This is a genomic window from Streptomyces fildesensis (genome assembly GCF_016107395.1).
In the GTDB taxonomy this organism is placed as follows: Bacteria; Actinomycetota; Actinomycetes; order Streptomycetales; family Streptomycetaceae; genus Actinacidiphila; species Actinacidiphila fildesensis.
Genome location: NZ_JAAIKO010000082.1, coordinates 1 through 13,615, shown reverse-complemented (window position 1 = coordinate 13,615; position 13,615 = coordinate 1). Strand labels below are relative to the sequence as shown.

General features: G+C 69.8%; 14 protein-coding genes and 3 pseudogenes. 9 read left to right on the top strand and 8 right to left on the bottom strand.

All coding sequences use genetic code 11. The features are described 5' to 3' along the window. The 3 genes and pseudogenes from C6N31_RS41285 to C6N31_RS41275 form a co-directional block, all read left to right on the top strand. Positions 1 to 180 (top strand): annotated as a pseudogene (locus C6N31_RS41285) (RNA polymerase subunit sigma); the annotation flags it as partial. Next, positions 177 to 1,010, top strand: a complete 834-nt coding sequence (locus tag C6N31_RS41280) for a hypothetical protein (RefSeq protein ID WP_138355429.1) — start codon at positions 177 to 179, stop codon at positions 1,008 to 1,010. The pseudogene C6N31_RS41285 and the gene C6N31_RS41280, both read left to right, overlap by 4 nt. Before the next feature lie 114 nt (positions 1,011 to 1,124). Next, entirely contained in the window at positions 1,125 to 1,355 is a 231-nt protein-coding gene (locus C6N31_RS41275) for a hypothetical protein (RefSeq protein WP_138355430.1), read from the top strand. Positions 1,356 to 1,413: 58 nt separating this feature from the next. On the opposite strand, the gene C6N31_RS41270 is transcribed toward C6N31_RS41275, so the two are convergent. Then, a complete protein-coding gene (locus tag C6N31_RS41270; RefSeq protein ID WP_198359536.1) occupies positions 1,414 to 2,349 on the bottom strand; it encodes an NADP-dependent oxidoreductase in 936 nt (311 codons plus the stop codon). 101 nt (positions 2,350 to 2,450) lie between these two features. On the opposite strand from C6N31_RS41270, the gene C6N31_RS41265 reads away from it, so the two are divergent. Further along, positions 2,451 to 2,855: a winged helix-turn-helix transcriptional regulator gene (locus tag C6N31_RS41265; RefSeq protein ID WP_198359535.1), complete on the top strand. Its 405-nt coding sequence runs from the start codon at positions 2,451 to 2,453 to the stop codon at positions 2,853 to 2,855. A 48-nt stretch (positions 2,856 to 2,903) separates the two neighbouring features. Here C6N31_RS41265 and C6N31_RS41260 read toward each other — a convergent pair whose 3' ends face one another. The 4 genes from C6N31_RS41260 to C6N31_RS41245 form a co-directional block, all read right to left on the bottom strand. Beyond that, positions 2,904 to 4,574, bottom strand: coding sequence for a PHP domain-containing protein (locus C6N31_RS41260; protein WP_138355433.1), 1,671 nt, complete (start codon positions 4,572 to 4,574; stop codon positions 2,904 to 2,906). Positions 4,575 to 4,658: 84 nt separating this feature from the next. After that, positions 4,659 to 6,560, bottom strand: a complete 1,902-nt coding sequence (locus tag C6N31_RS41255) for a LamG-like jellyroll fold domain-containing protein (protein WP_138355434.1) — start codon at positions 6,558 to 6,560, stop codon at positions 4,659 to 4,661. Between the two features lie 222 nt (positions 6,561 to 6,782). Further along, positions 6,783 to 7,130, bottom strand: coding sequence for a VOC family protein (locus tag C6N31_RS41250; RefSeq protein WP_138355435.1), 348 nt, complete (start codon positions 7,128 to 7,130; stop codon positions 6,783 to 6,785). Positions 7,131 to 7,237: 107 nt separating this feature from the next. Beyond that, complete coding sequence (locus C6N31_RS41245) at positions 7,238 to 8,257, bottom strand: saccharopine dehydrogenase family protein (protein ID WP_198359534.1); 1,020 nt, start codon at positions 8,255 to 8,257, stop codon at positions 7,238 to 7,240. A gap of 122 nt (positions 8,258 to 8,379) precedes the next feature. On the opposite strand from C6N31_RS41245, the gene C6N31_RS41240 reads away from it, so the two are divergent. Then, positions 8,380 to 9,339, top strand: a complete 960-nt coding sequence (locus C6N31_RS41240) for a helix-turn-helix domain-containing protein (protein WP_198359533.1) — start codon at positions 8,380 to 8,382, stop codon at positions 9,337 to 9,339. 124 nt (positions 9,340 to 9,463) lie between these two features. Next, on the top strand, positions 9,464 to 10,660 hold the full coding sequence (locus tag C6N31_RS41235) for a serine hydrolase domain-containing protein (protein ID WP_307811605.1): 1,197 nt from the start codon (positions 9,464 to 9,466) through the stop codon (positions 10,658 to 10,660). Positions 10,661 to 10,667: 7 nt separating this feature from the next. Here C6N31_RS41235 and C6N31_RS41230 read toward each other — a convergent pair. Further along, a pseudogene (locus C6N31_RS41230) lies at positions 10,668 to 10,967 on the bottom strand (PaaI family thioesterase); the annotation flags it as partial. A 64-nt stretch (positions 10,968 to 11,031) separates the two neighbouring features. Further along, positions 11,032 to 11,517, bottom strand: a complete 486-nt coding sequence (locus tag C6N31_RS41225; RefSeq protein WP_307811606.1) for a LysE family translocator — start codon at positions 11,515 to 11,517, stop codon at positions 11,032 to 11,034. Positions 11,518 to 11,566: 49 nt separating this feature from the next. Here C6N31_RS41225 and C6N31_RS41220 point away from each other — a divergent pair. From C6N31_RS41220 to C6N31_RS41210, 3 genes and pseudogenes are all read left to right on the top strand, one after another. After that, positions 11,567 to 11,755: pseudogene (locus C6N31_RS41220) on the top strand (Lrp/AsnC ligand binding domain-containing protein); the annotation flags it as partial. 104 nt (positions 11,756 to 11,859) lie between these two features. Further along, positions 11,860 to 12,228 carry a PadR family transcriptional regulator gene (locus C6N31_RS41215; RefSeq protein WP_138359503.1) on the top strand — a complete coding sequence of 123 codons (369 nt, stop codon included), beginning with the start codon at positions 11,860 to 11,862 and terminating at the stop codon, positions 12,226 to 12,228. Beyond that, positions 12,225 to 12,821, top strand: coding sequence for an HAAS signaling domain-containing protein (locus C6N31_RS41210; protein ID WP_198359532.1), 597 nt, complete (start codon positions 12,225 to 12,227; stop codon positions 12,819 to 12,821). The genes C6N31_RS41215 and C6N31_RS41210 overlap by 4 nt, the downstream gene beginning before the upstream one ends. Before the next feature lie 121 nt (positions 12,822 to 12,942). Here C6N31_RS41210 and C6N31_RS41205 read toward each other — a convergent pair whose 3' ends face one another. Continuing rightward, on the bottom strand, positions 12,943 to 13,278 hold the full coding sequence (locus tag C6N31_RS41205; protein WP_138359507.1) for an SCO5918 family protein: 336 nt from the start codon (positions 13,276 to 13,278) through the stop codon (positions 12,943 to 12,945). Positions 13,279 to 13,615 lie beyond the last annotated feature (337 nt).

Sequence of the window (13,615 nt, the reverse complement as noted above, 5' to 3'; positions counted from 1 at the left end):
CTGCCGGACAACCAGATGGACGTAACGATCCTGCGCTACCTGTGCGGCATGGACACCACCGTCGCGGCCGAGGTGCTGGGCGTTCCGCTGGCCTCGGCGCGCTCCGACGACCGGCACGCCAAACGCACGCTGACCGAGACCCTCAACCTCCACGACCGCCCGGGAGGCGCTTCCCTATGACGTCGATCGATCAACTCCTCGCCCGCGCGCTCCTGATGACGGAGCCCGGGATTCCGCACGACGTCGTGACGTACGAGGACGTCTACACCTCGGCCGGTTCGCACGACGTTCTGTCCTGGCCGTCGTCGAGCCCCTTCAACGAGAACCCTCCCGGGCGGGACGCGGCCTACGATCTGCAGACGCTCTGCGAGACCGTCGTGACCCAGACCGCCGCGACGTCGCTGAGCGACTTCGTCACCGAGCAGCTGCCGGAGCCGCGCGGTGCCCGGGTCCTGGGCTGCATCCTGCATCTGGCCGACTCCGAGGACGGTGCCCGCTTCTGGTGGCAGTACGCCGCCGGGGCCGGCGACGACGTCGCCTCGTACTGCCTGTACCTGCACCACCTCGCCCTGGGGGAGACCCACGCCGCCGCATGGTGGGGTGAGCAGACCGGTATCGACACCCAGCCGGCGCCGGAAAAGGTCAACCTTCCCGGCTACACGGACCCGGCCGACAACCTCGACCTCGACTCCAGCACCCCGACCGTCCTGCGTATCCTGGGCCGGCTCCTGAGCCCGGCCGACCGTTCCAGAACCGAAGTCGTGACCGCGGTGATGGAGTACGTCCCCAGCGCCGTCGCGGCCGGCTACGCCGACAACCCCGACTTCGAGATCCCGCTGCCGGGGCCGCACTTCGCCGATCACATCGCGATCATCCTGGCCGCGGCATCCAGCGTCGGCGGCGCCGTCTGCCAGCGCCAGAAAGCACGCTCGCCCTCGCTACGGCGGCGACCCGACCACACACGCGCCGACGCCGCACCTGACGACTCCGCCCGCGGTGGGCACCGGTGACGCAACGATCCCCGGAATCACGGCCATTGATCCATTCTGCAGGCTTTCCGATGCCACTGGCTCCGCACTACCGCTCGCCCGACCGACCCTGTTGACTTGTCCGCAGGAGGCGCCGTGCTGACCGTGCTGGTGATCGTGCCGCTCTGGCCGTGCTGCTTACGTGGGGCATCGGCATGCCGTCGATGGACGGGCTGCCGGATGGCCTTGTGGGGGAGTGTCGTCCATGCCTGCGCGCTCGCCGCGCTCGTCGCCGCCCTGGTCGTGACCTGGCAGGCGCGGGGCGCGCATTGCGAAGCGCACCCGGCGAGCAGGCAGTGTCAGCCCGCGTTCGACGGGGATCTCTGACGCCGCGCGGCAGCGCGCACGGTGAAGCCGGTGTGCGGCCGGGGGAGCGGCGCCGGCGCTACGCGATGGTGAGGACGATCTTCCCGCGTACCCGGCCGGACGCGCTCAGCTCCTGGGCCCGGGCGGCCTCCTCGAGGGGCAGGGCCTCGGCGATCTGAACGCGTACGGTGCCCGCCGCCGCGAGTTCGCCGAGCTCGGCGAGATCGGCGCCGGAGGGTGTCATGCCGAAGAGTTCGTAGCGCAGGCCGCGGGCCGCGGCGGACTGCGGGGTGACCCGCTCGTCGGCTCCGGTGCCGTTGACGGCCAGCAGGAGGCCACCCGGGCGCAGGGTCTCCAGCGAGCGGGGGCCGTAGTCGTCGTTCATCGAGTCGAGGACGACGTCGACGCCGCGGACGGTCGCGGCGAAGTCGGCCTCGCGGTAGTCGATGAGCTCGTCCGCGCCGAGCGAGCGCAGCAGCGCGTGCCCTGGGCCACTCGCGGTGCCGATGACGTACGCGCCGTGCGCCTTGGCGATCTGTACGGCGAGGTGGCCCACGCCGCCGGACGCGGCGTGCACCAAGATGCGCTGACCGGGCTTGAGTTCGGCCACGTGCACCACCGCCTGCCAGGCCGTCAGCCCAGCGATGGGCAGTGCGGCGGCGGTGATGTGGTCGAGGGACGCGGGCTTGAGGGCGAGCGCGGGAGTGGGTGCGACCGTGTACTCGGCGTAGGCGCCGTTCGGGCTGGAGAGGGCGGCGAAGACCTCGTCGCCGCGCCGGAACCCGGTCACACCGGGACCGACCTCGGCGATCTCGCCCGACACGTCGAAGCCGGGGGTGATCGGCGGCTGTCCCCACTTGTCGAGGATGCCCTGGCGGACCTTCCAGTCGACCGGGTTCACACCGGCTGCGCGCACGCGGACCAGGACCTCGCCGGGGCCGGGTACCGGGCGCTCCAGCTCGACGAGCCGGAGGACTTCGGGACCGCCGAAGGACTCGTAACGGATGGCACGCATGGCTTGCTCCTTGCGGAAGAGAGTGATCGGTTCCAAGGAACATCCTGCGTACGAGTGGTATCTCTTGTGAAGAAGGCACTTTCTTGGTACCTAGGTACCTCATGGATACCACTCCGTCGGTCGGACTCCCCATCTACCAGGCCGACTGCCCGGCCCGTACCGTCATCGAGCTCCTCGCCAACAAGTGGGTCTTCTTCACGCTCATCCTGCTGCGCAGGCACGACGCGCCGATGCGGTTCAACGAGATGCGGCGGCAACTCGGCACCGTCACACAGAAGATGCTCGCGCAGACCTTGCGCTCGCTGGAGCGCGACGGCCTCGTTCGCCGCGAGGTCTACCCCACCGTGCCGCCTCGCGTCGAGTACTCACTCACTCGACTCGGCGGCGAGGCGGCACGGTTGGCCCTGGCCATCGGGGACTGGTCGCAGGAGCACCTCGGGGAGATCGAGGCCGCGCGGTGTGCCCACGATGCGAAGGCGGCGGCCGAGCCGCAGCCGCTCCTCTAGCGGCGGCTGCGGCTCCCTTCGTCGGCCAGGATCACGTCCAGTGAACGGTCAGCGCACGACGTCCACGAAGACCGGGTTGGTGTAGAGCCAGGTGTCCAGCCACGGGTCGCCGTTGCCCGGCTCATGGGTGATCGGGCCGTGCGGGTCGATCGACGCGCCCAGCAGCCCGGGGCCGTTGCGCTTGCCGTCGCTGCCGCGCAGCCGCAGGTAGGACGACTCCTCGGCGTGGCCCAGGGGGATGCGCAGGGTGTAGCGGCCCCTGCGGCCCGAGACGTCGGCGCTGTGCACGACCCGGGTGTCGGGTGCGCGCCACGCGTCGCGGTCGGCGACCGGGCCGCGGACGGCGCCGCGGATCACATCCAGGTGGGCCAGGCCCGGCACTTCGCCGTGGTGGTTGGGGCGTGAGGCGGTGGTGACGGTGACATTGAGGACGATCCTCTCGCCGCGGCGCACCCGCAGCCGGCCGCCGAGAGTGACACCACGGCCGGAGCCGTGCTCCCTGTTCACCCGGACGTCGATGCCGTCGACGAGCTGGCCGTGGTCGACCCAGACGCGGCCCGCCCGCATCCCGGCCATCACGTGCCGGTAGCCGTAGTGGGTGACGCCGACGTGGGTACGGCTGAACTGGCCGGGCCAGAAGTCGCTGCCGGGCTGCGGCTCCGTGGTGTTGACCGGGTCCGGGAGCCGTCCGGTGTTGTCGAAGTTCTGGCCGGGCAGCCAGTCGCCGTTCTTCCAGGTGTCGAACGTGACCCGGTGCACGTCGGAGTTGGAGGTGACCGAGAAGAGCTTGCCCTCGGCGAGCATGGCGTCCCACAGGCCGCCGACCGTCGCGGTCGCCCAGTCGAAGCCGCCGTACGTCTGATAGGCCTCGCGAGGATAGCCGGGCCAGGAGTTCTCGGACGGGGAGTTGTCGTACTCGCCGCGGTGGCTGGTCGAGCCGCGCTCCGGCATGGCGGCGCACTGGGCGCCGGGCGCGCCCTCCATGCCGATCATGATCCCCGGAGCCGCGTCGCGCCAGGCGCGCATCTCGTGCGGAGAGTCGATTCCCAGGCGCAGCGGGTGGTTGGCGAGGACGAGGACGTCGTCGACGTAGCCGCTGCGGCGCTGCTGCTCGAGCCACTTGATGGCCTTGACGGCGTGGGCTTCGTTGCGCGGGGTGTCGGGGTGGCCCGGCGCGCCCGCGGTGTAGCCGAGGAGTTTGCCGTCGAAGGCCTCCTCGAAGCGCGTCAGCAGGTCGACCTCGTGGCGTCCGGGCGGTGAGAAGACGGTGCCGTGCTCGGCGCCGGGGATGTACCACTCGAGGCCCTGGAAGATCAGTGTGCGCCGGTTGTCGCGGCGGGCCTTGAGGATCTCGCGGTGCTCGGCCTGGGCGCCGCCGGCCCTGGCGTGTCCGAAGTTGCTGTGCTCGGTGAGGACCATCCAGTCGAGGCCGTACTGGGAGGCGGCCCGCGCCAGCTGGGAGAAGGTGTACTTCGCGTCGTGGCTGTAGACCGAGTGCACATGGTGGTCACCGACGAGATAGGCGAGGTCCGGGTCCCCGCCGCCGTCGGTGTGCGCTTCGGCCGCGGTCGGAGCGAGCAGGCCGGCCCCGGCGAAGGCCGCGCCGAACAGGCCGGCGCTGCGGAGCAGCCGGCGGCGCGAGAGTCCCTGCGGGTCGAGCGAGCCGACCGGTACGTCGGGGTCCGCCCAAGTCGGGAGCGGCTGATTCGATCGCGCCATGAGGTGTCTCCTTGAGGGGTGGTGCCATATCGGCGGTGGTGCTGTGAGGTGGTGCTGCCAGGTGGCGAAGTGGGTGGGGTCCGGTCAGGAGTTCATGAAGTCGCGCACGGGCAGCGCGCGTTCGGTGATCCTGATGTCCCCGATCCAGCCGTGCATCAGCTGGTCGAGGACGCCCCCGTACTCGTAGGCGCCGAGCAGCCAGGGCAGTCCGAGCGTCGCGAGACCGTTGGTACGCGTCGCGGGGTTGCGGGCGACCCGGCAGCCGTCGACGTACAAGGTGGTGTGCCTGCCGTCGTTGACGACAGCGACATGCCACCAGGTGCCCCGCGCCAGCTCGTGGCTCCAGTTGGTGACCAGGCCGGGCTGGTCGAGCGGCGCGGCCGCCCACTGGAGGCCCGGCCCGTCGGACAGGGACAGGGTGGCGACGGGCTCTTCCGGGTCGCCTGCGGTCTTTCCGGCGGCGCCGAGGGTGCCGCGGCGGCTGAGGATCGAGGCCCACGCGTGGTGGCCGGCGTCCCAGTCGGCGGGGAGCTTCACGAAGGCTTCGACGGTGTAGCCGGTGCGGAAGGTCTTGCTGTTGAGCGGGGCGTCCTTGGCGGTCTGCAGATACGCGCCGTGCAGCGGGGGCTTGCCGCCGTCGAAGTAGAGGCTGCCGTGGCCCGGCTGGTCGGGGTGGTGGTCGGCGGACCAGCGCAGGGCGTCCGCCGGCGAGCCGGGAACGGGCCCCCGGGTCAGGTGGTTGCCGTGACCGGACAGGTCGTCGACCCGCAGGGCGGCGTCGGCCGGGGCGCCGTCCGAGTGCGGGCCGTCGAACCGCCAGTACGCGACGGCGCCGGGCACCAGCAGCTGCGCGGCGGGGCGGGGGCCGCGCGGGGTGACGGGTGCGAAGCCGGCGAAGCGCTGCTCGAAGTCCAGCGGCACGGAGAAGCTGTCCTGCGGCCCCGTGAGCTCGATCTCGCGGCGCTCCAGCTCGTTGAGCCCCTCGCCCGCGCGGCCGAGGATCCATGGGGAGACGGTCTCCACGTCGATGGTGTTCCTGGCGAGGTCGAAGCGGTAGAGGCGGATCATCGCGCTGCCGCCGTAGTAGCGGTTCTGGTAGTTGGTGATGTGCAGATGCACGTCATGGCCCGCCGCGTTCTTTCGCGTGGTGCGGGCGGCGGGCCAGTAGTGACCGTTCAGGGTCAGGAAGATCTGGTCGTTCCCGGCGATCAGTTCGTCCCACAGGTGCCGGCCGTGCTCGGAGAAGTCGGCCTCGTCGCCGTCCCGGTCGGCGTACACGAGCTCGTGGGTGGTGAGGATGACCGGCCTCCTCGGGTGCTTCCGGATGACGTCCTGGGCCCAGGCGAGTCCGGCGGCTGACGGCCGCCAGTCGAGCGCGAGGACCAGCCACTCACGGCCCGCGGCGCGGAAGAGGTGGTACGTGTTGTAGCCGTCGGGTGTCGCTCCGCCGAAGGTGGGCAGCTTGCGCAGGCGCCGCGGGCCGAAGGCGTCCAGATAGGGGGTGGGGCCGCGCTGGTCGTCGGTCGACGAGTTGATGTCGTGGTTGCCCGCCAGGACGCTGTAACCGACGCGCCGCCGGTCGAGCAGCTCGAAGGCCTTGCTCAGCGGCCCGAACTCCTCCTTGAGTCCGTGCTCGGTGAGATCGCCCAGGTGGGACAGGAAGGCGATGTTCTCGTCGCGTCCGTGGTCGAGGATGTAGCGCAGGGACGCCTCGACGGGCGCGGCGTTGATGCTGGCGCCGTCGAAGAGGTACTGGGTGTCCGGCATGACGACCAGCGTGAAGCGGGGGCTGTCGGGGTCGGGACTCCGATTGGCAACGTTGTCAGCCGTCTCCTGTCGGGGCAGGGCGGCCGCGGAAGCGGCGGTGGTGAGCCCTCCGGCCGCTGCGGCCGCGGCGGCACCTGTGAGTCCGGTGACACGGAGGAACGTACGACGGCTGGCTCCGGTCGGGAGGGCACCGTCGGGCTGGTGGAGCGGACTGCACATGGAGGTCTCCGCGGGCGTTTCGTCGGGTGATCGCTGAGCACGCTAGGCGAAAGACTCGTGCACGACGGGGCCCGGGCGACGACCTCATGGCGAAGACTGCGTGAACGGGTGGGCGAAACGAAAGGGCCGCACGTCCCGACGCCGGGACGTGCGGCCCTTTCGTTTCGCCCACCCGTTCACCCACGACGGCCGGGGCCGGCCGACGTGGTCTCGGGAGGATCGTCAGCGGTGGCCCAGCACGTTGACCACCCGGCCGTTGGGGTCACGGACGAAGAACCGACGCACCCCCCACTCCTCGTCCTGCAAGGGGTGCACGATCTCCGCACCGCTGTCCCGCATGACCGCGTAGGCCGCGTCCACGTCGTCCACTTCGACACTCATGTCGGGCGTCACCGGCGCGGTCTTGTCGTCGGCCATGAAGCTGATCTGCGCCGCCGGACTGGACGGGGAGGCGAGCGTCATGATCCAGCCGTGGTTCATGACCTCCTCGAAGCCCAGCAGGCCGTAGAATTCCCGGCTCTCCGGCACCGCTTCCGACTGGACGTTGGGCACGACTCGGCGAACGGCCATCGCAACTCCAAGTGAGAACAGATGTGTTTCCAGGATTCTCCAGGACGCCTACGACACACCCGCCGCACCACGCTCCCGTCACAGCCGGCTTCGCAGCCGCTGACGGGTTACGAGAGCTCGACGGTGAAGTGTTCCGAGCTGAGCGACTGCAGGAAGTCCGCCGCGTCGGGGATCGCGCCGACGGTGATGACTCCGACGGGCGGCACGGGGCTTTCGAGGAGGCGCCGCGTCGCTTCCACCACGATGGGGGCGGTGACCGCGTAGATGTCCTGTCCGCGCGCGACCGCGCGGCGCCGCTCGTCCCCGGACCGGACGATGACCTCGACGAGGAACTGCTGGTCCGACCGGACCCCGGTCGGCTCCGTCAGCTGGGTACCGGTCAGGTCCTCGAGCGGGGCGATCGTCATATGGCTGCTGATCTCGGAGACGTTCAGGTGATGCGGGAGGGTGACGCTGTCCGCGGTGGTGAAGTCCGCCTGGACGCGCTGGGTTCCGAACGGTTCGGGGAACGTCCATTCCGTGGTCGCGGGGTCGTCGGAGCGCAGTTCCAGCCGGCCCTGGCTGAAGACCAGGCGCTTGCTGTCGCGGCGCGCGTCGGAGACGTAGCCGGTCGCCACGGTCCCGTGCGTGGGACGCCAACTGTCCAGGGCATAGGCGATGGATACCTCGTCCGCGGCGGGCCAGTCTCCCATCGCCGCAGTGGCCAGGAGGTCGACGAGACCGCCGTAGAAGGCAGCTGCGGGAACGATCGCGACCCCCGCCTCCGGTGCGGCCTTCGCGTACTGGTCGACGGTGGACAGAGCGACTTCCACCTCGGCCGCCACGTCCAGGTAGGGGATCCCGGCCCGCAGGGCGGCGTCTATCACCGGCGTCGCCGTGGCGGCGAAGGGCCCGGCAGCGTTGATGACGGCCGCCGCACCGACGAGAGCGCGGTCCAAGGAAGCCGGGTCGTCGATCGACGCCGGGCGGGTCTCGAGGTCGTGGTTGTCGGCCGCGAGAACCGCCAGCTTCCCGGCGTCCCGGCCGGAGAGGATGGGGGTCCATCCACGGCGGAGCAGCTCAGCAACGACGAAGCGCCCGGTGTGCCCGTAGGCCCCGAAGACGGTGACCGTCGGATTCGATGTCATGGCGGAACTCCTGGTCATGGTGTGGATGGAACGGTTCGCTCGCCGACCGCTGGACACCATCCTGGTCTCGTCGCATCCCCTGCGGCAGTGGCAAGAACGCCACATGATGCTAGATTCGTGCCATGCAGAAGCCCCACCGCATCGTCGTGCCGCTCACCGCGAACGTCCCGGTGTTCGAGGCCGCTGTCGCGTTCGAGGTGTTCGGCCGTCCCCGACAGGACTTTCCCGTCCCCTGGTACGAAGTGACGCTGTGCGCGATGGTGAGCGACCGTCCGGTTCGCACGGCGGAGGGGCTGTCGTTCGACGGTGCGGATCTCGCGGAGCTGGAGCGGGCCGACACCGTGATCGTCCCGGCCTGCGCCGACCTGCAGGGCGATCCGCCGCCGGAGCTGCTGGGAGCTCTGCGCAAGGCCTACGCGCGAGGGGCCAGGATCGCGTCCATCTGCACCGGAGCGTTCACCCTGGCAGCAGCGGGTCTGCTCGACGGCCGCCGCGCCACCACCCACTGGATGTACGCCGCCGAACTCACCCAACGGTGGCCGGCGGTGAAGCTGGACCCGAATGTGCTCTACACCGAGGACGAGCGGATCTTCACCTCCGCGGGTGAGTGCGCGGGACTGGATCTGTGCCTGCACCTCGTTCGGCTCGACCACGGCAGTCGCGTAGCCAACACTCTCGCCCGCCGCATGGTCATCCCGCCGCACCGCGAAGGCGGCCAGGCCCAGTACATCGACCAGCCGGTGCCGGCCGGCGAGTCGACCAGTCTGGCCCCGGTGCTCGACTGGGCGCGCACTCAGCTCCACCGCCCGCTGACGATCGACGAGCTGGCCCTGCGGGCGGCGATGAGCAAACGCAGTTTCCTGCGCCACTTCCGCGCCAGTACCGGAACCACGCCTCTGCAATGGCTCGTGCACGAACGCGTCGCCCGCGCCCGCGACTTGCTGGAGACCACGAACGACACCGTCGACCGCGTCGCCGAACGATGCGGCTTCGGTTCGGCGCAGAGCCTCCGCGTGCACTTCACCCGGATCAACCAGACCACTCCGTACCGGTATCGGCAGGCGTTCGATCCGGCGCGCTGACCGGTCGTACCGGGGGCTAGCCCTACCTGAGCTGGGCAGTTAGCAGGATCGTCCGGGCGGTCGCTTCCGGAAATGCTGGACCGGTACACACAACTGGTCCCAGTGATTCCCCAGGAGTTGGCGCGTGAGCGAGCAGACATGGCAGAAGTTCCGTTCTTCCGGGCGACCGCAGGAGGGTCGGCGCAGAGTCGTGGCGGCCGCCGCCGCGGTGGTCGTGGGTGTCATGGCGATGGGTGCCCTGGCGCCGCCCGCGGCGTATGCCTCCGGCAGGCCGGACACTGTTGCCTCAGGCCGCTCGGACAGCGTCCAGCAGGGTCTGAACGCGCTGGTGCACTCCGATGGACTGCCCGCCGCACTCGCGAGCGTCCAGGACCGTTGGGGTCACACCCGCACCTACACCGCGGGGGTCGGCGATGTGGCCAGCGGATCCGAGGTGCCCGTCGACGGGCAGGTGCGGATCGGCAGCAACACCAAGGTGTTCACCGCGGTGGTCGTGCTGCAACTGGTCGGCGAAGGGAAGATCCGCCTCGACGCCAAGGTCGACACCTACCTGCCGGGCCTCGTACGCGGGGAGGGCATCGACGGACGCCGTATCACCGTCCGCCAGATCCTCCAGCAGACCAGCGGACTTCCCAACTACACCAACTACCTCGGCGACGACGTCCGGTACTTCGAGCCGCGCGAACTCCTCGACCTCGCCCTCCAGCACAAGGCCGACTTCGACCCCGGGAAGAAGTGGGCGTACAGCAACACGAACTACGTGCTGGCCGGCCTGCTCGTCCAGAAGGTCACCGGCCGCTCCATCGCCGAGGAGATAGACCAGCGCATCATCAAGGAGATCGGGCTGCGTCACACCTACTTCCCGGCCCCGGGTGACGCCACCATCCGAGAACCCCATCCCAAGGGTTACTACCAGGATGCAGCGGGCGCGCCGCTGGTCGACGTCACGGAGATGGATCCGTCCTGGGCCTGGTCGGCAGGTGGGATGATCTCCACGAACTCCGACCTCAACGGGTTCTTCACCGCGCTCCTGGGCGGCCGCCTCCTCCCTCCGGCCCAGCTCGCCCAGATGCGTACCACGGTCCCGGCCGGATACCCCTTCGCCTCCGGCGCCCGCTACGGACTGGGGCTCGTGAGCACACCGTTGTCGTGCGGCGGTGTCTACTGGGGCCACGGCGGCAGCTTCCCGGGGTACGAGACCCGGGGCGGCGTCACCAGCAAGGGCCGCGCCGCCAACGTCGCGGTGACCATTCAGCCGACCGACGAGGCAGCCATGAAGCACGTGGAGAGCGTCGTGGACACGGCCCTGTGCGGCCGCTGAACCACGATCAGTGGTCTGGCCTGTTGATGCAGATCAGGGTCTGCTGACCGTTCGCGACGAGCGTCCGCTCGCCCCCCTGGACGCCGAACACCTCCAACTGGCACACGGTCAGGATCCGTCACGACCTGAGAACCGTCCCAACGGCCTCAAGGTGCTCGCCGACGGCCGGTGCCAGCGGGTTGATCCTGTATTCGACCGTGAGCACCGAGGTGTCCTCGGGGAACAGAGTGAATGCCGCGTAGCCACCGGCGCTGTCCGCGGCAGCGCTGGTGGCTCCGGCGTGGAAGCAGCCGTGCTGCTGGGTCACTCACGGCGTTCAACGGACATGGCGTTCAACGGGCGTTGATCCGGTGGGGATTGTGCGGGACCGGTCAGCCGATCAGTCCCTCGGCGAGGAGGCACCCGCCGATGACGATCACCATGGCACCGGAGGCGCGGGTGACCGCGCGGGCCGCGGAGGGCCGCGTCTTCAGCACGGTACGCGCCAGCACGCCGACGGCGAGGTAGACGACAGCGCACAGGGTCATGTGGAGCGTCCCGAACAGGCCGGTCTGCGCGGCGACGGGCCAGCCCGCCGCAGGGTCGATGAACTGCGGGAACAGCGAGAAGTACAGCAGCAGCGCCTTGGGGTTCAGACCACTGATCCCGGCGCCCTTCAGCATGATCTGCCGGCGCGAGGCGGCCACGGGCTCGGTGGACGGTGTCAGGGCGGCAGGCCGGGCCGGTACGCCCCAGCCGAGCCACATCAGATAGCCGGCCCCGAGCATGGTCAGCGCGGTGAGCAGCCCGGCCGAGGCGGCCACGATCACCACCGGACCGGCCACGGCGAGCAGGGTGTATCCGGCGTATCCGGCTATCAGCCCGGCAACCGCGGGGACGACCGACCGACCGCTCGCGCAGCCCGCCGTCCCGCATGTGATCCAAGCCCAGCGCCTCTTCAGAGAACCCGACTACCTCCTGCGCGTGGCCACCGCCGTCCTGGCCGCCTACCAGCAGCTCTACGACCAGCGACTGGCCACTCTGCCGGGCGTCCAGCGACTGACGTCCACCCTCGTCATGAAGGGCGTCGTCGACGACCGTCCACTGCCCGAATAGCAAGGCTGCTGCCCATGATCCCGGGCTGGACCGCCGGCTGACGCGTCGGCCTGATGTTGCGCTGTCCGTCATGGCGGTACGGGCCACCTGGTAGCATGCTTTGCATGGTAGATGGTTATGCAAGCATCCCTGGAGCAGACGGCCGAGTGGCGAGTCAGCTCCGTAAAGGGGTGCTGGAGTACTGCGTCCTGGCGCTGCTCCGGGACGGCCCCCGCTACGGGGTGGAGCTGTTGGCGGAGCTTGCCCGGGTCGACGTCATGGCGACCAGCCAGGGCACGATCTACCCCCTGCTGTCGCGCCTTCGGCGCACCGGACTCGCCGACACCCACCTGCAGGAATCCGAGAACGGGCCGCCGCGCAGGTACTACACACTGACCGACGCCGGCCGCAGCGCGCTGGAGGAGTTCACCGCGAACTGGCCCTCTTTCCGCACCGCCGTCGACCACTTCCTCACCCCCGGAGAGACGACGTGAACGACACTCTCGCCCACCCCCTCGTGCAGGCCTATCTGTCCTCGGTCGGACAAGGGGTCGTGGCGCTTCCCGACGTCCGCCGCCAGGAGCTGCTGGCAGATCTGCGGGAGCACATCGAAGTGGCGCTGGCGGACGCCGACACCGTCGACGAGGGCAGTGTGCGCCGAGTCCTGGACCAGCTGGGGACGCCCGGGGAGGTCGTCGCGGCCGCCCTGGCCGAGGAGGCCGGCAGCGGCCCTGTACCGGAGAGCGGCAGGCGCACCGCGGTCACCCTGTGTCTGATCGTCGTCGCGCTTCCGGCCTCACTCATTCCGGTGATCGGACCGTTCTTCGCACTGGCCGCCATGATCGCCGCACTCGTACGGCTGTGGAAGTCCCCGCAGTGGGTACGACGGGAGAAGCGGCAGGCGACGCTGCTCATGCTCTCGCCGGTCATCGCCGTCCCCGTACTCGCCGTCGTCTTCTCCGTGGCAAGCGGCGGTCTGACTCCGGTCGCGTTGATGGCCGCCCTGCTGGCGGCAGTGCCCCTTCCGGTGGCTGCGGCGGTCCGGCTGCACCGATCAGCCGCCCGGGTCCGGCAGCAACTTCGCTAGACCCGTGTGCCCGGCTTCCGGCTCACGCTGCACCGCCACGACCGTGGCGGTGCAGCGCCGTCTTCCGGGAGCCCGGCCGACCTGGGGCCGTGGAAACGTCGACCTGGGGGCGTGTCGCCGGTCAGCTGTAGGCGTGGTGACTGCCCGGCATCGCTGCCTCGGGCTCGTCCGGGCTCGGCTCCGTGGCGGCCGGGACCGTGCTGACCGGGGCCGTGACAGCGGCGGGCGCGGGACGGCAGGTGAAGCCGAGTCGGTTCATGGCCCGGGTGATCTGTTCGGCGGTGAAGTCACGCCGGTCCTGTCGGGTGAGGATCTGGCCGACCTGCTTGACGGGGTAGGTGCGGCGACTGATGATCACGGATTCTCCGGTGACCGGTTCTGGCTTGATGCCCTGCATCTTGTGCAGCACCTCGCTCTTCATCAGGTCGAACGGGAAGCCGGCGATGATGCAGCGCATAGTGCCTCAGCAAGGAAGGGGGGGTGGTGGTATAGCCCAGAGTCCCACATCAAGTCCCGTTCAGGAAGGACCGACTGAAGGAAGGGGAACCCGCACCGAGGCACCGTCTGTGCTATCTTTATGCCAGTTGCAGTTGTGGTACCCATGAACTTTGTGTGCACTCGACGGGCGTGACCCGCGGGTGCATTTTTTGTTTGGCCGGTCATCTCCGGATGGGCTCATCGCGGCGACGCGGACTCCGCACAGTGCGGGTTCCGGTTCTGCCTTGTCTTAAGGAGACACACATGGCTACTGGCACCGTGAAGTGGTTCAACGCGGAAAAGGGCTTCGGCTTCAT